We start from the raw sequence: 21708 nt of genomic DNA, 5'->3' as shown, positions 1-21708 counted from the left end.
GCAGGCCGGGCACCCTCCTTGTCCGTGGCCGGGCGTCTTGCTGCGCTCGGTCCACGGGCATCCTCAGAGCATGGCAGTTATTGCGCGAGGGGGTTGTGCGCGGGCGACCCGGCGCGTCCTGAAACCGACCATTGGAGGTGCCACACTGGGCCACGGGCTTGCTTGTGTGGGAGCGGCCTTGCCGAGGCGTCGGACCGGTCGGAAAGGGCTGCGCAGCAGCCCCGGGATTTCAGCGTTGACGCAAAGATTGCCGGGGCCGCTTTGCGGCCCTTTCGCGACACAAGGCCGCTCCTACAAGGAGAGCGCAGGCGGTCAGTCCAGCACTACATGGGGCAGGAAGCGCGAGCTGTCCTTGGTGATCAGCGTGTCGTCTTCCCGAATGCCGATCCCCGAGGCCAGGTCGCCAATCACCCAGGAGCCGATCAGGGTGTAGCTGTCGCCAAACTTCGGCAACGGCGCGAAGCCCTGCAGGATGTAAGGCGCATCGTCGTAGGGCCCGTCCTCAAACACCCGCTGGTCATCGGCGGTGCGGATATCCACGTTGGCCCCCTCGCGGGAGAAGTACGGCTTGCGTACCCAGCCCTTGGGTACCGGGCGTCGCGGGTCTTCGTCGAGGAACGCCGGCAGCAGGTTCGGGTGCCCTTCGTGCCATTCCCACAGCAGCGGCAGGATGCCCTTGTTGGAGATCAGCGCCTTCCACGCCGGTTCCACGAACTGGGTATCGCAGCCGGCGATGGCCTGGCCGAAGTCTTCGTGGAAGATATGCTCCCAGGCGTGCAGCTTGAACAGACGCGGAATCGGCCGGCCCTCGAGGTCGACGAAGCGTCCGTCGCCATTCAGGCCGATGTCCTCCACATCGATATGCCGGGTGCTGATACCCACGTGCCCGGCCATCTTGCGCAAAAAATCCGTGGTGCCGCGGTCTTCGACCGAGCCGGCGATGGCCGAGAAGTAAAACGGGTTTTCACGCTCGAAGGCGCCAAAGGCCCGCACCAGGTCCTCGGCCAGGGTGTTGAACTGGCTGGCATGGGCCGGCAGCACGCCGCGCTCGATCTGCTGCTCCAGCCAGATCAGCTGGAACGCCGCCGCCTCGTACAGCGAGGTCGGCGTGTCGTAGTTGGCCTCGATCAGCTTGGCCGGGCCGTGGCCGTCGTAGCTGAAATCGAAACGCCCGTAGAGGTGCGGATGCCCCTCTTTCCACGAACGGCGCACCAGGTCGAAGAACGCCGGCGGGATCGCCAGGCGGGTCATCAACGCCTCGCTGTCGACGATGCGCTCGACCGCATCCAGACACATGGCGTGCAGTTCCTGCGTGGGCGCCTCCAGGTCACGGCTGACCTGGGCCTCGCTGAACTGGTAGTAGCCACGCTCGTCCCAGTAGCGCTCGCCGTCGATGGTGTGGAAGGAAAAACCTTCGCGTTCGGCGGTGGCGCGCCAGTCCGGGCGTTCGTCGATGCTGATCTTGCGCATGCTCAACCGCCGAAGCTGAAGCCGCCGCTGCTCTTGCCGCCCCAGCCGCTGCGCGCAGTGGCCTGGCTGCCGAAGCCGCCGCGGGAGATCGACGAGGACACACTGGAGCGGGTCGAGGTTCTGGACTTGTAGCTGCTACCGCCACTGGAGCTGCCGGAGTAGTAGCTGCTGTAGCTGCCGCCACTCTGCTGGGCCTGGTCGGAGCGCTCGAAGCGCTTGCCCTGGTCGATCTGCTGGCCGAGGGTGGTGGTGCGGTAGTCGCCGCGGCTGTCGCGGTACTGGTACACCGGCTGCGAGTAATACTGGCGGCTCCCGCCACTCATCATCTGGCCGAGCAACAGGCCGGTGAGCAGGCCGTTGAAGTTGCTGCCACCGCTGACGGCCTGGCCGCTGCTCTCGACCTGGGCGCGGGCCGCGTCGACCTGCGACTGGCTCACTTCGCCCGACACCGCCAGTTCGAAGCCACCCAGGCGCGGCATGTAGCGGCCGTCGCTGGTGACCTGGCAGTAGTCGGGCACGAAATCGGCCTCGCAGGCCGCCTTGTCGCCATAGGTCGGGGCGACCCGGCGGTGATCAGCCAGCGCCTCCATGTAGGCGTCGGAACACACGTCCACCGGCATCTTGTCATCGACACAGGCCTGAACGGTGGTGTAGTTGCTGCGCTTGCTGACCGTGTAGGTCTCCTCGGGCGCGCTGCACGCGGTAAGCGCCAGCGGCAGGGAGCTGGCCAGCACCAGCTTGACGGAACTTCGTCTCATAAAGGGCTCCTTGCGCGCAAACGGCTCAGACCGACGGGGTCATGCAGGCCGAGTTGAGGAAGCCCACGCTGATCGCCACGGCGGCGGCGTAGATCGCGGCGGCCATCTCGCCCTTGGCGATCCGGCTGGCCAGGCCCTTGAGCACCAGGCTGGTGATGCCGAAGGCCAACAGCTGCACCACTGCGGCGATCACCACCCAGACCACGAAATCGAGCAGGCTGACGCTGTAGGCGATGATGTTGCTGGCCGGCAGCGAGAAGCCGATCAGCGCGCCGCCCAGGGCGATGGCCGCGGCGCTGTTGTTGTCGCGGATCAAGGCGAACTCGCGGTGCGGGGTGAGGTGCGTGTAGATGAACTGGAATACCCAGAACAGCACCAGCGCCACGCTGATGTAGAGGATGAAGCCGATCACTGCCTGGGCGTTGAGCGACATGCGAAGAGCGTCGAGCATGGTGAATCCTTGTCAGATGACGTTGAAGTCCGTTGATTGCAGGGTGACACCCACCGAAGTGGTCAGACTGACATTGCCTTCTTCGTCCTCCTCCACCGACAGCAGGAGGAACTCGCGACGATCGGTCAGGCCGGTCTCGCGGGCATACAGCATGGACAGGTGCTGGATGCGGTAGCTGGTCTCAGGGCTGGTGACCCGCTCGCTGATCGGCGTCAGCTCGGTCTGCCCCTCTTCGCTGCCCCACTGGCGGACGAACTCGTAGCCTTCGTGCTCGTAGTACGGCAGGCCGATGGTCGACTCAGGGCCCACCAGACGCTTGAGTTCGGCATCGCTGTTGATCGGTAGCACGCTGTAGTAGCCGAACAGGATGATATCGCGCACGTCCTCGGCGGAAGTGCCGCTCATCACTACCTGCAGCCAGTAGTCTTCATCTTCCATGTAGAAGCGCGCCAGGCGCACCGACTGGCCGAGATCGACCTCACCGACGGCCCAGACCACTTCCTGCTCGGGGACCTCCAGCTCGGAGTGGCCGTCGAGCAGCAGCTTGAGCGAGGGGTCGAGCTTGAGCATGCGCCCGCTGCCCAGGCCGAACGGCAGGTTGCCTTGGGCCTGGCTGCCGGCGGCAGGTTTGGGGGCTTCGAAGCCCATGAAGCGTTTCAACCAACCCACGGGGCATCTCCTGGATGAGAGGGTGACGGAACCGGAGCCAATGCAGGTGCTGAAGCGAACAGGCAGGGCCTGTGGGGAGAAGGCGACATTGAAGATCCCTTGGGTCGCGGCAGTCCTTTGGCGGGGGCGACACGATACTGCTTTTCGTGCGCTCCGCCAACGGGTCTGGGGCAAGGTTTTGCGCCAGCCGGACCGGCCTCATCGCGGGGCAAGCCCGCTCCCACAAAGCCGCTGCAAACCTTACCCGTGGGAGCGGGCTTGCCCCGCGATAGGGTCGGCCCACTCAACGGATCACTCCGCCGGCTTCGCCGCCTTGGCCTTCAAGCGCGCCAGCACATCATCGGCGCCGCTGTTGCTGGCGCCGATGCCGGCCGCCTTAAGGCGTGCCTCCAGGTCGCTGCCATCGGCCTTGCCGGCCAGCTCCGCCGCCGCTTCCAGCTCGGCCGCGCGCTCGCTTTGGCGCTTCTTGATACGGTCCAGCGAGCCGACCGCCGTCTCCAGGCTGCCATTGGCGCCGCCGGTGGCCGACGCCGCGCTCACCTGGGCGCGCTGCACGCTCTCGCGGGCCTTGACCAGGTCCACCTGCTGCTTGAGGCCCTTGATCTGTGCCTCGGTCTTGCTCACGGTGGCGGTCAGGGTCGCCACCGACGCGCCGAACTGGTCGGCCAGCGCCTGCTCGGAATCGCGCTGGTTGGTCAGGTCGGCGATGCGCGCCGCGCACTCGTGGGCCAGCCCTTCCTCGCCCTTGTCCAGGGCGGCGATGGCTTTCTGCTCCCAGTCGCCGATGGTCTTGTCGAACTCGCTGATGCGCTGCTGCGCGGTCTTGTGCTTGGCCATGATCTTGACCAGCTGGTTGCGCGCATCGATCAGGTTGTTGTCCGCGTCGCGAATCTCCTGGTCGAGGATGCGCAGGGCCTGGGAGTCGACGATCGCCTCACCGACTTCCGAAGCGCCGCCACGCAGGGCGGTGACGATCTTTTTCAACAGGCTCATGGGGCAATCTCCGGAATCAGTGGGTGAAGTAGTCTTCGAAGTCTTCGGCGGCGGTGATGACGTTGTCGGCCAGGGTGTGGATCTCCTGGACGATGTTGTCCAGCGACGAGGCCGCGCTCAGGGCGCCGAACATGGTGTACACCGACTCGCTCGAGGGCAGCGTGTGCAGGCCGATGGACGACAGCGGGAACACATCGCGGGTGCGCAGCACCGCATCGTTGAAGGCCGCCGCGTCCTTCACCTGGCTGGCTTCAACCAGCAGCGTGTCGACCAGGATCTGCTCGCCGGCCACGGCAATGTACAGCGGCAGGCCGTCCAGCTCGTGCATCACCAGTTTCAGGCTGGGTTCGGCGCCCTGTTGCAGGGACAGGCCGATCGCCCCGCCACGTACATCCTCCAGGCCCTGGAGGGCGCCGTGCAGCGATTCGATCGTCCAATGGTTGTGCTCGGTCATGAAATCCTCCGTTCTGACCTGTTTGCCCGCGAGGGGCTGACGTAAAGCCTTCTCGATACCGCGCAAGGCGGCGGCATGCTCTGGCAGGATCCACAACTCACGCTTGACCAGGCCCGCGGCCTTGAGCCGGGCGCGCATGTCGCGCATGTAGTCGGTGGAGCTTTTCTTGCCTGCCATCGAGGGGTGTCCTTGTCTCACATGTGAGGTACGTTACGCCTGGATTGTGACGTTCGCAAGTCTCACATGTGAGTCAGATCCCGCACTGTTGCTCAATACCTCGAGGCGCCCCCGGACCTGGCAAAGTAACGCCCAGGCGACGCCCCCAGGTTGCGGCGAAAGATCGAGATGAACGCACTCGAGCTGCTGAATCCCAGATCACTGGCCACCTGTGTGATGGATGAACCAGCGCTGAGCCGGGACGTCGCTTCGAGCAGGCAAGCCTGCTGGCGCCAGGCGACAAAACTCATGCCAATGTCAGCGCGCAGGTTCCGGGTAAAGGCCCGTCGACTCATGCTCGACCAGGCGGCCATGTCATCAACGGAAATATTCTGGCTTGGGGCATCGATGAACCGCTCGCAGGCGCGGGCCAGCCGACGCTCGCGGGGCAACGGCACGCTCAGCGCAAGGTTCGGCAGGGTGCGAAGCTCATCTATCAGCAGCGTCAACACGGCTTCGCCGCGCACCGACGACGCGGCATCCGGACTCAGCACCAACGCAGCTTCGAATAAGTGGCGCAGCAACGGCGTGATGCCAAACACCTGGCAATGGGCCGGCAAGCCTGCGAGCTCGACGGCCTTATCGCCCAGGTAGGTATTGATCATGGTCACGTCACCACACATGTGCATCTCATGGGACACGTGAGCTGGCACCCAAAGTGCGCGTTGCGCCGGGACCACCCAGTTGCCGAGATCAGTGAACATCCTGACCGATCCGCTGGCCGCATATGCGAACTGACCGCGGCTGTGGGCGTGGGGCGCAAAGACAGCGCCGGACGGATACTCGCGCAGCGTCACCACAGCCTGGGGACTGCTGGATTCGTAAGGGGCAGGTAACAAATCGAAGTTCATGGCCCGATCTTGTCAAAAACCGACCCGACTTCACAAGCGGGCCATAAACCTCATCCGTAGTATCTGCGTGACAACCAAACGAGGAAGGAATCCGCCCTGCCGTTCATGTGGCAGGTCGGCTCATTGAGGACCGACATGCAGAAGAAACACCTGTTACTGGCGATAATCGTCACTCTGATCTGGGGCGTGAACTTCCCTATCACGAAACTCGGCCTGCATGGGATCGACCCCTTCCTGCTGACCGGCATTCGTTTCGCCCTGGCGGCATTCCCGCTGGTCATGTTCATCAGGCGCCCGGCAGTCAAGTTCAGGTATGTAGCGGCCTACGGCCTGATCTTCGGCCTTGGCATGTGGGGCGTGATCAACTATGGCATCCAGGTCGGTGTGAGCCCAGGCATCGCCTCGCTGGTCATCCAGTTGAGCGTGTTCTTCACCATGGGCTGGGGCGCATTGTTGTTCAATGAGAAGTTGCGCCGCGCGCAATGGCTCGGCGCATCGATCGCCCTGCTCGGCCTGGCAGGCATCATCTCGACCCGGCAGGGAGGGCACGCCATGCTGGGGATGTTGCTCATCGTCTTCAGCGCCGTCGCCTGGAGCGTGGGTAACGTCATCATCAAGCAGTCCGGCACCCGGGAAATCTTTTCGTTCCTGGTCTGGGCCAGTCTTTTCCCCGCCATCCCGTTGTTCCTGGTGGCCTGGCTGATGCATGGCAACGCGCCGTTCGAAAACCTGCAGCATAGCCTCGACCTGACCTCGACATTGTCGATCCTGTTCCAGGTCTGCCTCGCCACCCACTTTGCCTACTGGGGGTGGAATTCGCTGCTCCGGTTGTACCCCGTTTCAACGGTCGCACCGCTGTCGTTGTTGATCCCCGTGTTCGGTATCAGCAGTTCGATGCTGATCCTTGGCGAACAGGTTTCCACCCTCGACAGGGCCGCCATCGTGACCATCATCTTCGGCCTTGCGGTCGGTCTTTATCGCAAGGTGCCTGCATCATTCACGGCAGCAGCATCCATGAAAGACGCCTAGCGCCGCCCCTACCCCGCCACCCGCACCAACCGCTGCAACACCTCGATCACCTGCGGATCGCGTACCTCGAGCACATCCATCTGGATCCGCGCGATCACCGCCTTGAGCAGTTCGGTCTGGCTCATCCGGGTCTGCTGCAGCAGTGCCAGAAAGTCCTCGGCCATGTGTGCGTTGACCTTCATCGACAAGCGTCGCGTAGCCCCCGATGCCTGCAACCCACGCTGACGCCGCTGCGCCTCCAGGGCCGTCACGAAGGCCTCGTGGCCAGGCTGCAAACCCATGCCCTGGCGGGCCTGCACCAGCCACTGGAAGTAATGGGCGAGAAACAGCTTGCGCAGGTGCGCCCCCGCCTCACTGCATACGGCCTGCATCGCCGCATCCAGCACGTCGAGATAGACCGCCGGCAGCCGCGCCTCGATGGACTTGAGCTGCTGCTTGCGCGTCTCGCGAATTGCCGGGGTGGATTGCGGCGGGATGGCCACCACCGTGTCGCAGCCATCGCAAACGCCCACCAGGATGTCCCGCGCAATGCCCTGGCCATCGCTGAAGGGCACGTCACGCCGGGTGTAATGCATGCCGACGAGCGCCTGGCAGTGCTCGCACAGGGCCTGGCCGGTATCGCCTTCGAACAGGATCTTCATGGTCGGAATACTCACTGGTGAACGCTGATGAACCACGTCTGGGGTTCGATGAAATAGAACTTGATGTACCAGCCGCGGCGCTTGAGCACATGGACCTCGATGGCCGGCACGGCATGATGCGGACTGCTGCTGTAGTGGCTACCGTCGCAGGAATGGATGATGTCGATGACTTCACCTGCGCCGACCTCGCCAATGGCCAGCAGGTTCTTGACCTCGATATCGCCCCTTGAAACATGCAGGTAATCGCCGGATTCAAGCGCGGCGACTACTGCACTCCTGACTGCCCTGAAACCCTTTGGCATGATCCTTCCTCGCCATTACGAAAATCATCGTACAGAACCTTGAATAAGTCCACCCTCACCTCGATTCACACGACCAGCGGCGTCTGAGCCAGGTCGAGATGCGAATGACATGTGTGGGATGAACTATGGCTTGGCGAGCGGAGCTGAGTTGGACGGCTGTGTAACAGCTACTGTCGAGAATTAACTGGATATTTCGAGAATGCTGGACGGGGCGGCACTTGATATGGAGGGCGTTGCGATATCGGCAGATATCGCAGGTAAACCCTCACCAACCTGGCAGATATCTGGTACTACGACTGCGCTCGGCGAACGCCGGGCTCATCGACCATGAGGCGGCTGCAAGTGACCGCCAAGACGCAGGCCATCGCGCACGTCCAGCTGATTGACCACTCTCAAGCTGTGCAGATGTTCGGCACAGCGACCTTGGTAAACAGGTGCGGCATGGCCATGGTGCTTGAGGGATACCGGCTCAGCGCATTGGTAAAGTCCGGATGATTGAAGGCATCCCGAAAGCGCTCGACCGATTCCCACACGGCGTAGTTCAGGAACATGTTGCTCCCTCCGATGGCCTGATGAAGCTGTGTCGAAATGTACCCGGCACGCAGTTTCATCCAGTTGGCGTCCAGCTCCCAGGCTCGAAGCAGGTCCGCTATGTCCTCCTCGGCGACGGTAAAAAGGTTCACCAGCACGACGGGAGAATCGCTGCACTGGAGCTGCTTCTGGATCGGCATGACGGGATCGAGCGGGCGAATGGAAAGCATAGGCACCCCTAAATTGTAAACATGATGACAATATGACCGACAAATCAAAACTACGAAATTGACACCATGATGTCAATATGAAAAGGTTCGCACCATGAAAACGCCAAACCACACACCCGCCGGACGCGCCGTGACCGATCTGGTCCTTGAGCTCTTTCGAACAAGCACGCGAATGCTCACCGCAGGTGATCGCCTCGTTGCAGAGATAGGCCTTACGAGCGCCCGATGGCAGCTCCTTGGAACGGTCGCCAATACCGATCGAGCGCAACCCGTCTCATGGCTTGCCCGTGACATGGGCGCAAATCGCCAGAACGTTCAGCGAATCGTCAATGATCTTGTCAAGGATGGGATGCTGGAGCTCCAGCCGAACCCTCACCACCGCAGAGCACACCTGGTTGTGCTGACTGACACTGGCAAAGAGGCGTTCAATCGTGCGATGAAGCTTCAAGCGCCCTGGATCAACGAGCTTGCCCAGGGGCTGGAGGTCGAAGACATCCAGATCACTCACCGGGTTCTGAACAAGCTGCGCAGCAAGCTTGAGGAAGAGCAAAAGGACTAAGACGAGGGCATTTCTAGGCCTTGCTCGCGCAGTCTAAACGTTTGATCAAGCAATCTGAACGCCAGTGTCCTTTCGAACTTTCGATGCCAATTCCGCCCTGGAAATTTCGCCCATCTAGATAGGCCATTTTCATAGATTTTAATTGCACTAAACACTGCGTGCGCATCCTGCATGTACATGCCGTTGTAAAGGCGAACGTTGCCTTTTGGCCCGATCAACGTTAGCTCGCTGGTGTCAACTGTGAACTCGCCCGTCATCCATGCTTGCATGGTATTTCGCGCCGTATTGGCCGACATCATGTCTGCGGCTACGCGCCAAGGTCCCAGATCCTCAGCCGCAAGCGCATCAAAATCCCCAGGTTTAAAGTCCGAGATAGATCGCCCGAGCTGTTCCTGTGCCTCTTGATAATTGGAAATATCAAACTCCGTACCCGAGGTTAAATGTAATTTCCTGGCCTCAACCAGATTCTTAACTCCTTGGTACATCACACCACCGTTATTCCCTCTTTTCTCCCAGTTGTTACTGGTAAGCCCATTGGACCCAGTAACGATCGGAGCATAGCTAGTTCTTCCCCTCCCAACAGGGTCCACATGATTGATGGGATCACCTTCACAATAAGCGTAGGCATTTCTCCCTCCGACACCGAATGGACTGAGCGCATCCGGGCTCGCGAACCTCATCAATCTCGTATCGTAAAGTCGATGGCCATTTCCCAACAGATAGCAGCCAGGTTCCCAGTCCCGTAGATAACCGGCATAGCCCAGTAGCGCAGTGTGATCCCCAGGAGACTCAAAGCCGTAGGGACCATAGACATGACCAAAATGCCCAGAGCCTCGGGCGCTGAAGGTGATCGACCCATCGCTGCGTGTGCCGGTTAGCAGCCCGTCACCCTGCCCCACCTGCGCCAAGGCACCTCCTGCTCCACGCACGATACGCCTGCCCGCCCCCACTTCTCCGACGACAACAGGCCTGTCTTCCATATAGAAAAAGTACTTCATCGCACACCTGCCAAGCGGAATCTCAAACCAGTATTGGAGGTTGTGGAGCACTCTGAAACTGGCACTTTTACCAGTCTCGACAGCGATGGCCAGGTGTTAGGGTTAAAGGTTCAGCCTGCCCGGCTCGAGAAACGCCAGCGCGAGGAAAGCCCGCTCGTACAAGGTCGACTGCGGCCTTGGTCAGGGTCTGTACGAAATGTGTCTGCGCGAAGTCCAGCCCCGTTTCAACGCAGTATGGGCGAGTGCAGATACATTTCGTACAGCGCCTAGTCGCCTGCTTAAGTCGATGGCCCCTTACGGGGCCATCGCACGCATTTCATCAACCTCAGAACGCATAGACCAATGTCGCCGTGGCGCTACGCGGGGTGCCATACCAGCCACGCGCGCCGATCGCCGAGTAGTACTTCTCGTCCAGCACGTTGTTGAGGTTCAACGAGACGCTGGTCTGCGGCGTGAACGCGTACTGCGCCATCAGGTCGACCACGCTGTAGGCGTCCTGGGTGAACGTCTCGCCATGGGGCCCCGCTTTCTTCTTGTATTCCATGCCCTGCCAGCGCACGCCGCCGCCGACTTTCAGCTGCGGCAGGGACTGCAGTTGATAGCTGGTGAAGAGCTTGAAGGTGTCGCGGGGTACTTCGGTGAGCAGGCGCTTGCCTTCAGAGTCCTCGGCCTGGGCATAGGTGTAGCTGGCGGAAACTTGCCAATCGGGCAGGATCTGCCCGGCCGCCTCCATCTCGAAGCCACGGGTCTTGGTGCCGGACTCGGCGCGGTAGGCCTGGTTGCCGTCCGGTGCCAGCTTGTCGCCGTCGGCCACGGCCAGGTTGTCCTGCTGCACTTCAAAGACACTGAAGGCGGTGGTCAGCCGCTTGTCCCAGAACTCGCTCTTGATACCCAGCTCGTAGTTCACGCCCTCCAGCGGTTCGATATAGCCACCACTGGCATCCTGCCTGCTCTGCGGCTTGAAGATTGCGGTATAGCTGGCGTAGGCCGACCAGTTCTCGGCAAAGTCGTAGACCAGCCCCACGTAGGGCGTGACCACCCCGGTCTCGCTGCGCGAGGTACGCTTGGTGGCGCCGGTGGCCAGGGTGGTATGGCTTTCGTCGCGTTTCCAGTCGATCAGCCGCGCACCGGTAATCAGCGCCAGTTCATCGGTCAGGCTCCAGCGTACCGAGGCCACCAGGCCGTCCTGGGTTTCATCCAGCGCATCCTCCGTGGACTTGGTGTGGATGGCCGCCGGGATTGCCAGCGAACCGTCCCAGGTGTGGATGTTGTCGATGGTCTGGAACGACCACAGCGGGTAACCGTTGTTACGGTAGTAGGCGCGATAGTGGCTGGCTCCCAGGTACCCCTGGTGCTCACGGGAAAACAGCTCGAACGGACCGGACGCCGACAGGTCGAACGACGTCTGCCGCGGGTCCCCTGCCCAACGCCCCGTCCAGGTGCTGATGCCACTGCCGTCGGGCTTGACGGTACCGCTGGCGGCGGTGGCAAAGGCATCGTCATAGCTGCGGCGACTGTGCTCGGCGTTCAGCTTCAGTTGCCAACCGTTGTCCAGCTGGTGCTCCAGGGTGGTGAACAGGGTTTTCGCGCTGCGCTTGTGGTAGCTCCAGTCGGACGCCGAGTTGAACGAACGCGACGGGTTGAAGTGGCTGCCATCGGCGTTGTACATCGGAAAACCGTGGTTGCCCGCGCCGTCGTTGTCCATCTCCTGGTATTCCGCGCCCACGGTCAGCAGGGTGCTGTCGGTGACGTCCCATTCCACCACGCCGTAGGCGACCTGCCGGTCCAGCGACTGGCGGTCGACATTGCTCTTGCTGTCGGTGGTCGAGGCCACGAAACGCCCACGCACATGGCCGCTTTCCGACAGCTTGCCGGACACATCCAGCTCGGTGCGGTAGTTATCCCAGGAGCCGGCCTTGAGGGTCAGCTTGCGTTGGGTCTCGACGGTCGGCTTCTTGCGAATCAGGTTGACCGTGGCACCGGGATCGCCGGTGCCCGACATCAGGCCGGTGGCCCCGCGCACCACTTCCACCCGGTCGTACGACACCATGTCAGCGAGATCATCGCGGAATCCGTAGCTATCCGGGCGGTTGACGCCATCGACCTGGATGCTGCCGACCTGGAAACCCCGCACGTAGATATGGTTGGCGTCGCTACCAGCCGGCCCCATGCTGTCGACGACCACACCCGGCGTCTGCTCGAGCACCTGGGTCACGTCCGTGAGGTTCTGGTCTTCGATCTGCTGGCGGGTCACCACACTTACGGACTGCGGCGTCTCCCGCGCCGACAGACGCAGGCCGATCGCGGTGCTGGCGGAGCCCGTGGTGTAGCTGCCGGTACCTTCGGTGGTGCTGCCCAGGCCCAGGGCATCGACACTGGTCGCGCCCAGCTCGACGGCGCCGTCGTTCTGCACCTTGCTCAGCACATAGCGTTTTTCGCCCACCTGCTGCACCCGCAACCCGGAGCCCTGCAGCAATGTGGCAAAACCTTGCTCCAGCTCGAAGCTGCCCTGCAGCCCCGATGAATGCAGCCCGGTGGTTTCGTCGTTGCTGAAACTGATGGTCACGCCGCTGGCGGCGGCGAACTGGCTGATCGCTGTGGCCAGGCTGCCGGCCGGGATATCGTAGCGCTGCGGGGCGGCCCAGGCGGTCGAGGTCGCCAGTGCGCCAGCGCACAGGCTCAATGCGAGGGTCGCCTGGCGGATACTGCAGGCTAGCGAGGTACGGCGTGCGGACATGAAAAGGGGTTCCTGTGCTGGTTGGCTTGGGCACGCTTGAAGCGCGCGCCCTGAAGAGCCGAAGCAGCGCGAAAAATCTGCTACCCCAAATGCGAAAAATTCTCGAATGTTGAGAAAGGATGAGCAATCACCCACGAAAAAATTTCAGAAGGGTGTGCTCTACCTACCCCATCCCAAGTGGTTCCAGGCGTACCCAATAGCGCGTCATGCGCCTTGCCCGAACCGGCAACGCGTCTTCCAGGCTGGCCAACGCAACATCGGTATCATCAAGATTGAACGCCCCCGACAGGCGCAATCCGGCAACCTCCTGCGCGCACCCCAGATACCCAGGCCGATAGCGCCCCAGCTCACGAACCACATCGCCCAGGCGCCAATCGACGCTGACCAGCATGCCCTGTGCCCAGGCCTGGGCGCCGGGCGCCAGGGGACGCAACGGCCCGATGCTATCGGCAGCGAAGCTCAGCCCATACCCGGCATCGATACGCACCACTTGCGACGTTTGCCCTGGCCTTACTTCCACGGCATGGGCAGCCACCGCCACGTGGCTCGTACCCGCGTCCTGACGCACGCTGAAGCGGGTGCCCAGGGCAAGGATCACACCTTCAGCGGTGCGCACGCTGAGCGGACGCGGGTCCTTGGCGGTCTCCACCAGGATTTCGCCCTGGCGCAGGTGGATCAGCCGTCGACCAGCGTCAAAGCGGATATCGATGCGGCTATTGGTATTGAGGTCCAGGCGCGTGCCATCGGCCAGGGTCACTCGGCGCCGCTCGCCGGTCCGGGTCGAGTAATCGGTGCTCCACGGCGAAATCCGATAGCCCTGCCAACCCACCACACCAGCACCGAGCAACAGCACCAGGGCCTTCACGGCCTGGCGCCGATCCCGTCGGGCGATTTCCAGGGTCTGCGCGGCGCCGCTGGGGGCGTTGCCCAGGCGGCCTTGCAGCTCCTCCAGCCGCGCCCAGGCGGCAGCATGGCGAGGGTCGGCGGCGCGCCAGGCTTGCCAAGAGGCGCGGGTGGCGGCGTCGACGTTGCTGTCGTGCAAGCGCACGTACCAGTCCACGGCCTCGGCAAGAATGGCCTTCATGCACCCTCGACCAGCAGGCAATGCATCAGCCCGCGCGCCAGGTGCTTGCGCACGGTGCTCACCGAAACGCCGAGGCGTTCGGCGGCCTTTTCGTAGCTCAAACCGTCCAGTTGCACGGCGAGGAAGATCGCCCGGGTGCGCGGGCCGAGGCCGTCGAGCATCCGGTCGATGGCCATCAGGGTATCGAGGATGGCGGCGTGGGTTTCGGCGGAAGGTGCGTAGTTCTCCGGCTGCAGCGCCAGGGCTTCGAGATAGGCGGTTTCCAGGCTGCGGCGGCGATAGAGGTCGATGACCAGGCCCCGGGCGATGGTGGCCAGGTAGTGACGGGGCTGGTTGAGGGTGCCGGCAGTGCGCGCCAGTAGCACACGGATGAAGGTGTCCTGGGCCAGGTCGGCGGCATCGGCGGAGCTGTTCAGGCGTTGGCGCAGCCAGCCGTGGAGCCAGGTGCTGTGCTCGCGGTAGAGCGTTTCCAGGCCGCAGTGGACAGTGCCGGCGGGAACAACGGTGGACATCACGCCCTCCCCCAAAAGATTACCAGGTGCGAATAAGAATTTGTCGCAAGTGTACTGAGTGAGGGCGGGATTGGGAATGGTGGCAGGTACGCTCACATTGCTGGATAGCTTTTCATGAACGGATCGATTGCCTGCATCAGCTGCGCAACAATTGATCCGCCCATGATGGATCGTCGTCAGTTATGAAATGACTGCGCCAGAAACTCGGTGATCTGCGAAGCAATCTGCTGCTGGATCAGCGCCCGTGGCCGAGCGTTATCGCCATCCCGGCAAATGACGCCATCACCGGGCGCGTCCTCTTCGAGCAACGCCAATGCGCCGGGTTTGCACATGGACAAGAAGCTGAAATGGCTCGCGTCCTCGATCTCGACATAACGACTCGTCGCCTGAGGCAAACGCTTGGCCAGGTCGGCGGACTCCAGCTGTGCCGGAAGGTCTTCGGAGGGCGCGCCCGCCGCGATTACCAACGTCGGTACCGGCAATGCCGCCAGACTGGCATTGGTCATGCCCCGTGACAGGCCCAGATCCAGGGTCACGATGGCCGTGACACGCTTGTCACGCAGATCGTCGTCCAATCGGGCTTTCGATGCCGGGCTGCGGTCGGGGTTGATCTGTTTGTATACGTTGCAACTGGCCAGCTGCGGATGGGCGATGCAGTCCTGGACAAAGCGCTCGGCATCGAACCGGGCACCGGCGATTTCCAGGGCCGTCCAGCCGCCCAGCGAATGGCCTGCCACCGCGATCTTACCCACCGCCACCGTTCCGAACTTTGCCGGCTGAGCCATCACCGCATCGATGGCCCGTTGCAGGTCGACGGGACGCTGCCACAACTGTGCCGCAGCTTCAGGGTCGCGATTGCGGGTGGTGGTGCCGGGATGGTTGACCGCCGCCACGATGTAACCCTGCCGAACCAGCGCGCTGGCCAGCCATGACTGGTTTCCCCAGTTACCGCGGTAGCCGTGGGACAACACCACCAAGGGGTGCGCGCCTTTGGCCGGAAGCGCATCGCGAACGACAGGATCGCCGACGAACACCGGTGTATCACCGATCAATTGCGGCGTGGCGGTGGTTGTAGCCGGGTACCAGACCGCCAGTTCCAGCGGACGGTCATTCTGCTTGTCTACCAGGGGTGAGGTCCGGAAACCGATGGGTGTTTCGCCGGCAAACGCCGGTAGGCTGAAACAGATGGAGAGCAAGAAGCCGAGCACTGTTTTCATTGTTTTTATCTTCCTTGATGGGATCAGCGCCAGCAGGGCGCGATCGGGTGCGTGGGGAACGTATCGCCCCCTCACGTTGCCCTCAATCAGAACAGCCCGCCCATGGTCAACGTCAAGCCGCCACCAGCCTGCACCCCGATGTTGAATCCGGCGGAGAAGATCACACCCTTTGCCGAGCGCAGAAGACGCGGCAGGGTGTCCTGTGGCAGAAGCGCACCACCCGCCCCCACTGCGGCGGTGCTCATGATCAACAATTTGGGGTCCAGACCGAACAGCACGCCCGACCCGCTGCCACCACCGACCAGGCCCAGCCCGCCTTCGAGGAACACGCATCCACCTTTGAAATCGTCGCGGACCAGGCCACGGCCAGCGATCGAGTCAGCCACCAGCACCGTGCCGATCGCCGGGAAATCTTCATTCGCGCCCACCGCGCCGACGCTCTTGCCACGTACCAGCAAGTTGATCTTGCCGACCCGCGGCAGGCGCGCGCCGACGCCCACCCCGATCCCGAGCGAGCCGTAGCGAAACTGTTGTTCGGCCTTGTCGGGATCGGTCAGGGTGAGCAGACCGCCGCTGGCGGCGGCGAACATCACCGTCAGACCACCACCGCTGGCCGTCTTGTATTTCCAGTCGCTGACACTCAGGGGTAATGTGACTTGCATGTGAACCTCCTTGTATTGGCAATACCATCCGGCGCTGGCGAATGCGTATGCCCGGACCGCCAGCAGCATAGCAACTCGTTTATTTTGTGAGGCACCGGCTCAATCAGAAATCTGGACGCCTCAGTCGAGAGCCGAAGCTGCCAGCTTGGCCATCTCAAGCCTACTGTCCGGCTCGATACCGTCCTCGATCATCCAGGTCGCTGACAACCCTGCCCATGCCAGCACCCATTGCAAAAGCCTGCGGCGATCAATAGCGGCAACAGCCGAGATGATCGCTATCCGACGTGCAAAGGCCCCCGGTGCCAGCGGACCTGCATCGTCCGGGTTGCAGAGGATATTGGCGTAATCGAAGCCGCGCTCGCCGTACAACCCTTTGGGATCGATGGCGAGCCATCCAGCCGACCCGAAATCCAGCACGTTGCCGTGATGGATATCGCCGTGCAGCACCACCACCTCCTGCGGCTCGGCCAAAAGCGCCCTCGCCGCCCTGGCACTGTGTTCCAACACCCCGCCGTGAGTCGCCGCCGCATCCCACAACGCTTCGAACCATTGCGCCAGCGGAACCAGCGTTGGCACTGGCTCAGCGCGTGGGGCGTGTAGGCGGGCCACCACCGCGCAGAGGATGCGCGTGGCTTCATCATCCCGGCCATCGGCAACCATCTGCGCCAGGGAGGCCGAGCCTTGCGCCCGCGTCATCAACAACGCCTCGCCATCGTGAGCCAGCACCGGGGCCGCACCATCACCGCACCACCAGGCCATGAGCTGGTTGCCGGCCTGCTCTTCGGGTGATTGCGCGATTTTCAGCATGGCGGGTGTATCGCCCTGGCGAACCGGGAGAAGATGGCCGTTCAACGAAACGAACGCGTCCCCGTCGAGGGTCAGCCCCCATCGTTTCAGGTAGTGGTCAAACATGCTTTCATTACTCGCGATTCACTTGTGAACAGGGCTCTATGAGCCGGTGAACATCCATCGATGCCGTTCATTCGGAAATGACTATCCTGACGCGACGATTACCCGAGGACCAGCAGATGCTATCCGCACACCAAGCCAGCGCCATCGTCCTCGACCTTCATAAAGACATCATCCGAGATGGCCGCCCGGAACGGTTCGTCATTCAGTCCTGTGAACTCACCACGAAGGGTGACTACTGGGTAGTTCGTTGCAACAGCGAGGACTGCGTGGTGCATGGCAAGACCGAGTACTGCTACGTCGGCGTCAACGCCCACCTGGTCGATGTGAGAAGCGGCGCGCTCGAAACGGTCGCCAGCTGCTTCACTATCGAGGAATACCTGCAGGACAAGGATGACCTCCATGCCGCAGCGGGCAAAACCTATGTGCTGGCGCCTTCGTTTACTCGTGAAAGCAGAACGGCGGTGATCAACCTGCGACAGAAGCTTGCCTACTCCTATCCCGACACCCTGTTCCTTCTGAAGGGGGCAGGCCGACTGTGGTTCAAGGGTATCCGCCGGCAACTTGAAGATGCCCGGCAACTGCTCGCCATCGAAGGTATCACGACACAGATCGAGCTACATGCCGAGCCACTGGACGCCATCGAGATAGGGCCGGAAACCTGGTACATCGAGGCGGTATTCAATGCGCTGCGCAGGAAGCCACTTCACCATGGCGAAGCTGCTGAATGATGTTTTGTTCGATATAACCTGCCCTGCAACTGCCTCAACGGGAGAAGTCTGCCAGTAACGTCTTGACCGCCCCAGCCCCCATGGCACTCAAAACCTGCGTGGCGGCCTCGCGCATCGGTTGCCAATAGCCACGCTGAAAGATCGACCGATCATGGCAAGGCAGGTCGCCGTCGCCCATCGACGCATAGAGCGCCCATACGCGGTTCAATGGCGCCGCAATCGAATCAGGCAAGGCATTACCGACGACCTGAAGCGCGTCCTGTACATGACGCATCCTGGCGTTCCACACCTCGCAGGCCAGGCAACCCGGCAGCGCTTGCTCCTGCTGTGTTGCGGTCATGGCAACGAACTCCAACGCCGTAATCAAACGCGCTATCGCGTCGACAGACTCAAGTTCATCTGCGCCATACCACTGGCAAATCAGGTCGACAAAATCAGGCATCTCGCTGGCCTTTGAGGTTGAGGTGTATCCACAGGAACACTGACCAGCGATCACCGAGCTCTGCGCTACAGTCCCGCACGCACGGTCGGCTTGTCGGCGACAGGCATCAGGACGACGGGCGCGACAATATCGGGCGTTGGTTGGCCAAAAGGCATCAGATAGGGATCATCCATCGGCAACTTGTCCAGCGCCTTCACCACGACGGCATCCGCCTGCGGGTTGCCACTGCTTTGCGTCAGATAAGCATCTGGGCGCGTCCGTCCTGCCGGGAAGCGGTACAGCACCTTGACGGTCAGTTGCACGGAACGATCAACGCTATTGAAATTCGTCATGCGGTTCAACCACTTGTTCTGAAGCGCCCACAACCCCTTGGTCCAGAGCCGGTTGTATTTCTCCACCTGCTCCGCATCCAGCGGCTGACCGCTGGCCAGCAGCGGCCGCATGGCCATCCATGCGGGGTCAAGGTGTTTCTGGGTCGTCGCCATGTAAAGGTTCAGGGCGCCTTGCACATCCTGAGGCCCGCCCTTGCCCTGCTCCATCAATCCGCCCAGGCCTACAACGCCGGCTGGACCTGCCAGCCGGTAGTACTCGCGTGCCTTGACGAAGTCCGCCGGCGCGTCGACACCGTCACGGGCCATACGTCCCAACTCGACATAAGCGTACGGGTCACTCGGTGCGGCCTTCAGGTAAAGCGCACGGGCCCGGACCAGGTCCTTGGGCACACCGTGGCCGATTTCGTAAAACGTGCCTAGCACATGCTGGCAGACGGCATTTCCCTGTTCGCTGGCGGCGGTCACCATTTGCAGCTCAGCCGGCAGCACGGTGCGGTTATAGACGGTGGAATGGCAGGCCCCGCCCTGCTTGTCCTCCGGGCTGCGGTAGAAGGTTCCCAACGGCACATACGGGTGGCGCAGATCGTAAAGGTACTGCTCCATGGGTGTGGAAGGCGGGGGCTCGCGGCGCGACTTGATGTATTCGGCAGTACTCTGACCGATATTTTCCAGGCTTTGACAGCCAACGAGGGTGGCCATCAGGGCCATGAGTGCAAGAGATCGGGTCATGTACTGCCAGTGTCCATACGTGTGATGCGGGCGGTCCGTCCGCGCGGAAAAAGGGGCGCATGCTAGCAGGATCGGAGAGGGTGGGCCATGGAAAGGCGGCCAATTGACATCATGCTAGGGACCAGGCTTTCGTGATGAACTGCTGCGCATTTTCCGACGATTTGCTGCACGGTCATTCCCTGTTGCTGATTTTCAGCAACGACCGCCTGAACACATCCAGCTGGCCTGGAGGCCGAAATGTTTGCTCCAAGACCACTCCCCTACGGAGCGAATCGGCCTGAAAATAGGCGATAGAAACCGCCAACAATCAGATTTCACCCCTTCCTTGTAGTCCATTTCCCAAACATACTTCTGCCGCGTTTTTTCCGTTGCGACCTCTTGGGCAGAGCTCTAGTCTCGGGCTGTCGTTGAATATCAACGACACAGCTTTGACAGGCTGTGACGAATAATCGTGTATGGCTTGCCGTTTATGGCGGCTGTATGTGCGGGCACGCTTGCGTGCGCCGGAATTTTACGATTTTCGCCGGTCTGTCAACCCACGTACAGCTGCCACCCTTCTGTTTGACAGCAGGCAGGTGACCGCATCATTGAGAAAAATCGTGATGTTGAAGATCGTCCCCGACCCACCCCACAATCACCACTCCCTCGAAGACACCCTCATCCAGGCCACCGAGTACGCCCTGTGTGCACAGAGCGTGGCGCATCAGGCCGTGTTGCTGCAGCCCAAGTCACCCGCCGCGATTCTGATGCTGGCCTCCATGCATGAGATGGAGGCGCTGCGCGTGCTGCTGGAGTCGGCGCTGATCCAGGTGCAGATGCCGAACGCGCAGCCGCGTCCGTTGCACTAGACCACAAGGCCTGTGGCGCCTGGGCTGACGCCATCGCGTCCCACCGTGGGAGCGGGCTTGCCCCGCGATAGCGTCAGACCAGGCAGCGAAAACTTCAGGGAGATTCAATCATGACCACAGACACCACCACGCCCCACACCACCGTGGGCAAGACCAAGTTCTACCAGGGCGAAGGCCAGACCGACCCGCTGTTCTGTATCGAACCCGGTATCCCTTGCCAGCATGCACGCGACCAGGCCTCGGAACTGATGGGCTGCGTACGCGACCTGACCATCACCGGGATCATGGAGGAGAAACCGCAGATGCTCTGGGCGGCGTACTACCTCAGCGCACTGGCCAAGGCGCTGATGGATGATGCGGAACTGGGCATGAGCCACTGAAGCGGGAGAAGACTTGGGCTTACCTTGCAACAGGTAAGCCCTGTGGAGCAAAGCAGCGAATTGGCAACAGCGAACGGATGCAATCAAGCGTTGATGATACGCCAGGGAAGTTACCGCCCCAAAATAAAAGAGCCGCGCGGCGCGCGACTCTTTTATTTTACCTGACCGCCCTTTTAAAGTGATTGCAGAGAAATACTGGCGCTCGTAGAGTCTTGCTGACTATCAGCGTCCATCCAGACCCACTGCGTGCCGTCGCCTTGCAAGTTATTGCTGATACTTTGAATCTGAGTCGCAACGATGGTGACGGCTCCTTGCTCCGAAGCCGTAGGCCCAATATTGGTGACTTGGCCAGCCAGCAGGCCATTGGAGGTTTCATTAACAACAAACACAGTCGCAGCCGCTTCCCGGAACTGGCACGAGATAAACTGAGTAATTTTGCTAACGATGGTCAGATTCATCCACTTTGACGGAGGCACTGCATAATAGCGGTTATATTTATTGAACGGATACTGCTCACCATTCGCCTGCAGCTGGCTATTGTTCAGCCCGCTTGTATTGGTCGGCATGCTGGTACTGCCCAGCCACAGCTCGACCTGTGCGATGCCACTGTTGCTGGGCAGCGAAACCGAAATGGTCTGGGTGTCGGTACCCGAAACAAAGCCCATCGAGGCCAAGCCGGCATTGGCAGTGGTACCTGGAACAGTAATGCGTGCAGGGGCTTGACTATTGCTCCATACCACATTGACAGTGGCATTATTATCACTACCTGCAGAGTTATAGATGAAAATCCCGTAAATCTGGCCAGGGCGCAACGTTGTGCAGGTAGCCGTATCACCCGGAGTCAAAGTGATCCGTTGGCCACCGTTCCAGTTTATTTGTGAGGCTGCGATAGCGAAGCTTTCCATGGGATAGTCCTTTAGTAGATGCAGCATGATAGACGCGCGTACGTCCCTAACATCCGTTGCGCGACTAC

25 protein-coding genes are annotated in these 21708 nt (G+C 61.6%); 5 read left to right on the top strand and 20 right to left on the bottom strand.

Features of this window, described 5'->3' with window-relative positions:
* Positions 1-312: 312 nt before the first annotated feature.
* The 7 genes from HU751_RS02845 to HU751_RS02815 form a co-directional block, all read right to left on the bottom strand.
* Positions 313-1470: a glutathionylspermidine synthase family protein gene (locus HU751_RS02845; RefSeq protein ID WP_186733429.1), complete on the bottom strand. Its 1158-nt coding sequence runs from the start codon at positions 1468-1470 to the stop codon at positions 313-315.
* 2 nt (positions 1471-1472) lie between these two features.
* Positions 1473-2228, bottom strand: coding sequence for a DUF1190 domain-containing protein (locus HU751_RS02840; RefSeq protein WP_186733430.1), 756 nt, complete (start codon positions 2226-2228; stop codon positions 1473-1475).
* A gap of 25 nt (positions 2229-2253) precedes the next feature.
* A complete protein-coding gene (locus HU751_RS02835; RefSeq protein WP_028692698.1) occupies positions 2254-2679 on the bottom strand; it encodes a DUF350 domain-containing protein in 426 nt (141 codons plus the stop codon).
* 12 nt (positions 2680-2691) lie between these two features.
* On the bottom strand, positions 2692-3348 hold the full coding sequence (locus HU751_RS02830; protein WP_050704883.1) for a DUF2491 family protein: 657 nt from the start codon (positions 3346-3348) through the stop codon (positions 2692-2694).
* Positions 3349-3639: 291 nt separating this feature from the next.
* Complete coding sequence (locus HU751_RS02825) at positions 3640-4341, bottom strand: PspA/IM30 family protein (protein ID WP_186733431.1); 702 nt, start codon at positions 4339-4341, stop codon at positions 3640-3642.
* A 16-nt stretch (positions 4342-4357) separates the two neighbouring features.
* Positions 4358-4972, bottom strand: coding sequence for a YjfI family protein (locus HU751_RS02820; protein WP_186733432.1), 615 nt, complete (start codon positions 4970-4972; stop codon positions 4358-4360).
* A 92-nt stretch (positions 4973-5064) separates the two neighbouring features.
* On the bottom strand, positions 5065-5862 hold the full coding sequence (locus HU751_RS02815; protein ID WP_186733433.1) for an AraC family transcriptional regulator: 798 nt from the start codon (positions 5860-5862) through the stop codon (positions 5065-5067).
* A 135-nt stretch (positions 5863-5997) separates the two neighbouring features.
* Here HU751_RS02815 and HU751_RS02810 point away from each other — a divergent pair, with 135 nt between their 5' ends.
* Positions 5998-6891 carry an EamA family transporter gene (locus HU751_RS02810; protein ID WP_186733434.1) on the top strand — a complete coding sequence of 298 codons (894 nt, stop codon included), beginning with the start codon at positions 5998-6000 and terminating at the stop codon, positions 6889-6891.
* Between the two features lie 8 nt (positions 6892-6899).
* Here HU751_RS02810 and HU751_RS02805 read toward each other — a convergent pair whose 3' ends face one another.
* From HU751_RS02805 to HU751_RS02795, 3 genes are all read right to left on the bottom strand, one after another.
* On the bottom strand, positions 6900-7532 hold the full coding sequence (locus tag HU751_RS02805) for a hypothetical protein (RefSeq protein ID WP_186733435.1): 633 nt from the start codon (positions 7530-7532) through the stop codon (positions 6900-6902).
* Positions 7533-7543: 11 nt separating this feature from the next.
* On the bottom strand, positions 7544-7834 hold the full coding sequence (locus tag HU751_RS02800; RefSeq protein WP_186733436.1) for a hypothetical protein: 291 nt from the start codon (positions 7832-7834) through the stop codon (positions 7544-7546).
* A 392-nt stretch (positions 7835-8226) separates the two neighbouring features.
* Entirely contained in the window at positions 8227-8595 is a 369-nt protein-coding gene (locus HU751_RS02795; RefSeq protein WP_186733437.1) for an antibiotic biosynthesis monooxygenase family protein, read from the bottom strand.
* Between the two features lie 94 nt (positions 8596-8689).
* Between HU751_RS02795 and HU751_RS02790 the strand changes: the two genes are divergently transcribed.
* Positions 8690-9154, top strand: a complete 465-nt coding sequence (locus HU751_RS02790) for a MarR family winged helix-turn-helix transcriptional regulator (protein WP_186733438.1) — start codon at positions 8690-8692, stop codon at positions 9152-9154.
* On the opposite strand, the gene HU751_RS02785 is transcribed toward HU751_RS02790, so the two are convergent.
* The 7 genes from HU751_RS02785 to HU751_RS02755 all read right to left on the bottom strand — a co-directional run bounded on the left by HU751_RS02785 (position 9151) and on the right by HU751_RS02755 (position 17276).
* The gene (locus tag HU751_RS02785; protein WP_186733439.1) at positions 9151-10152 is read right to left on the bottom strand and encodes an RHS repeat-associated core domain-containing protein; all 1002 of its coding nucleotides are present in this window, start codon (positions 10150-10152) and stop codon (positions 9151-9153) included. The genes HU751_RS02790 and HU751_RS02785 overlap by 4 nt on opposite strands.
* 325 nt (positions 10153-10477) lie before the next feature.
* Positions 10478-12889 (bottom strand): TonB-dependent siderophore receptor, encoded by a 2412-nt coding sequence (locus HU751_RS02780; protein ID WP_186733440.1) that lies wholly within the window; start codon positions 12887-12889, stop codon positions 10478-10480.
* Positions 12890-13052: 163 nt separating this feature from the next.
* The gene (locus tag HU751_RS02775; protein WP_186733441.1) at positions 13053-13973 is read right to left on the bottom strand and encodes a FecR domain-containing protein; all 921 of its coding nucleotides are present in this window, start codon (positions 13971-13973) and stop codon (positions 13053-13055) included.
* Positions 13970-14485, bottom strand: a complete 516-nt coding sequence (locus tag HU751_RS02770) for a sigma-70 family RNA polymerase sigma factor (RefSeq protein WP_050704877.1) — start codon at positions 14483-14485, stop codon at positions 13970-13972. Before HU751_RS02770 ends, HU751_RS02775 begins: the two co-directional genes overlap by 4 nt.
* A gap of 176 nt (positions 14486-14661) precedes the next feature.
* On the bottom strand, positions 14662-15702 hold the full coding sequence (locus HU751_RS02765) for an alpha/beta hydrolase family protein (RefSeq protein ID WP_186733442.1): 1041 nt from the start codon (positions 15700-15702) through the stop codon (positions 14662-14664).
* An 86-nt stretch (positions 15703-15788) separates the two neighbouring features.
* Entirely contained in the window at positions 15789-16364 is a 576-nt protein-coding gene (locus HU751_RS02760; RefSeq protein ID WP_186733443.1) for a hypothetical protein, read from the bottom strand.
* Between the two features lie 120 nt (positions 16365-16484).
* On the bottom strand, positions 16485-17276 hold the full coding sequence (locus HU751_RS02755; RefSeq protein ID WP_186733444.1) for an aminoglycoside phosphotransferase family protein: 792 nt from the start codon (positions 17274-17276) through the stop codon (positions 16485-16487).
* Positions 17277-17392: 116 nt separating this feature from the next.
* Between HU751_RS02755 and HU751_RS02750 the strand changes: the two genes are divergently transcribed.
* Entirely contained in the window at positions 17393-18004 is a 612-nt protein-coding gene (locus HU751_RS02750; RefSeq protein WP_186733445.1) for a hypothetical protein, read from the top strand.
* A 34-nt stretch (positions 18005-18038) separates the two neighbouring features.
* Here HU751_RS02750 and HU751_RS02745 read toward each other — a convergent pair whose 3' ends face one another.
* Positions 18039-18446: a hypothetical protein gene (locus HU751_RS02745; protein ID WP_186733446.1), complete on the bottom strand. Its 408-nt coding sequence runs from the start codon at positions 18444-18446 to the stop codon at positions 18039-18041.
* A 65-nt stretch (positions 18447-18511) separates the two neighbouring features.
* Positions 18512-19507, bottom strand: a complete 996-nt coding sequence (locus HU751_RS02740) for a sel1 repeat family protein (protein WP_186733447.1) — start codon at positions 19505-19507, stop codon at positions 18512-18514.
* 602 nt (positions 19508-20109) lie between these two features.
* On the opposite strand from HU751_RS02740, the gene HU751_RS02735 reads away from it, so the two are divergent.
* Both HU751_RS02735 and HU751_RS02730 read left to right on the top strand, forming a co-directional pair.
* Positions 20110-20355 carry a hypothetical protein gene (locus HU751_RS02735; protein ID WP_069016657.1) on the top strand — a complete coding sequence of 82 codons (246 nt, stop codon included), beginning with the start codon at positions 20110-20112 and terminating at the stop codon, positions 20353-20355.
* 110 nt (positions 20356-20465) lie between these two features.
* Positions 20466-20735 (top strand): DUF3077 domain-containing protein, encoded by a 270-nt coding sequence (locus tag HU751_RS02730; protein ID WP_186733448.1) that lies wholly within the window; start codon positions 20466-20468, stop codon positions 20733-20735.
* Positions 20736-20908: 173 nt separating this feature from the next.
* Here HU751_RS02730 and HU751_RS02725 read toward each other — a convergent pair whose 3' ends face one another.
* Entirely contained in the window at positions 20909-21640 is a 732-nt protein-coding gene (locus HU751_RS02725) for a hypothetical protein (protein WP_186713626.1), read from the bottom strand.
* Between the last annotated feature and the right edge of the window lie 68 nt (positions 21641-21708).

The organism is Pseudomonas peradeniyensis (assembly GCF_014268935.2).
GTDB lineage: Bacteria > Pseudomonadota > Gammaproteobacteria > Pseudomonadales > Pseudomonadaceae > Aquipseudomonas > Aquipseudomonas peradeniyensis.
This window is presented reverse-complemented; position numbering and strand designations above follow the sequence as displayed.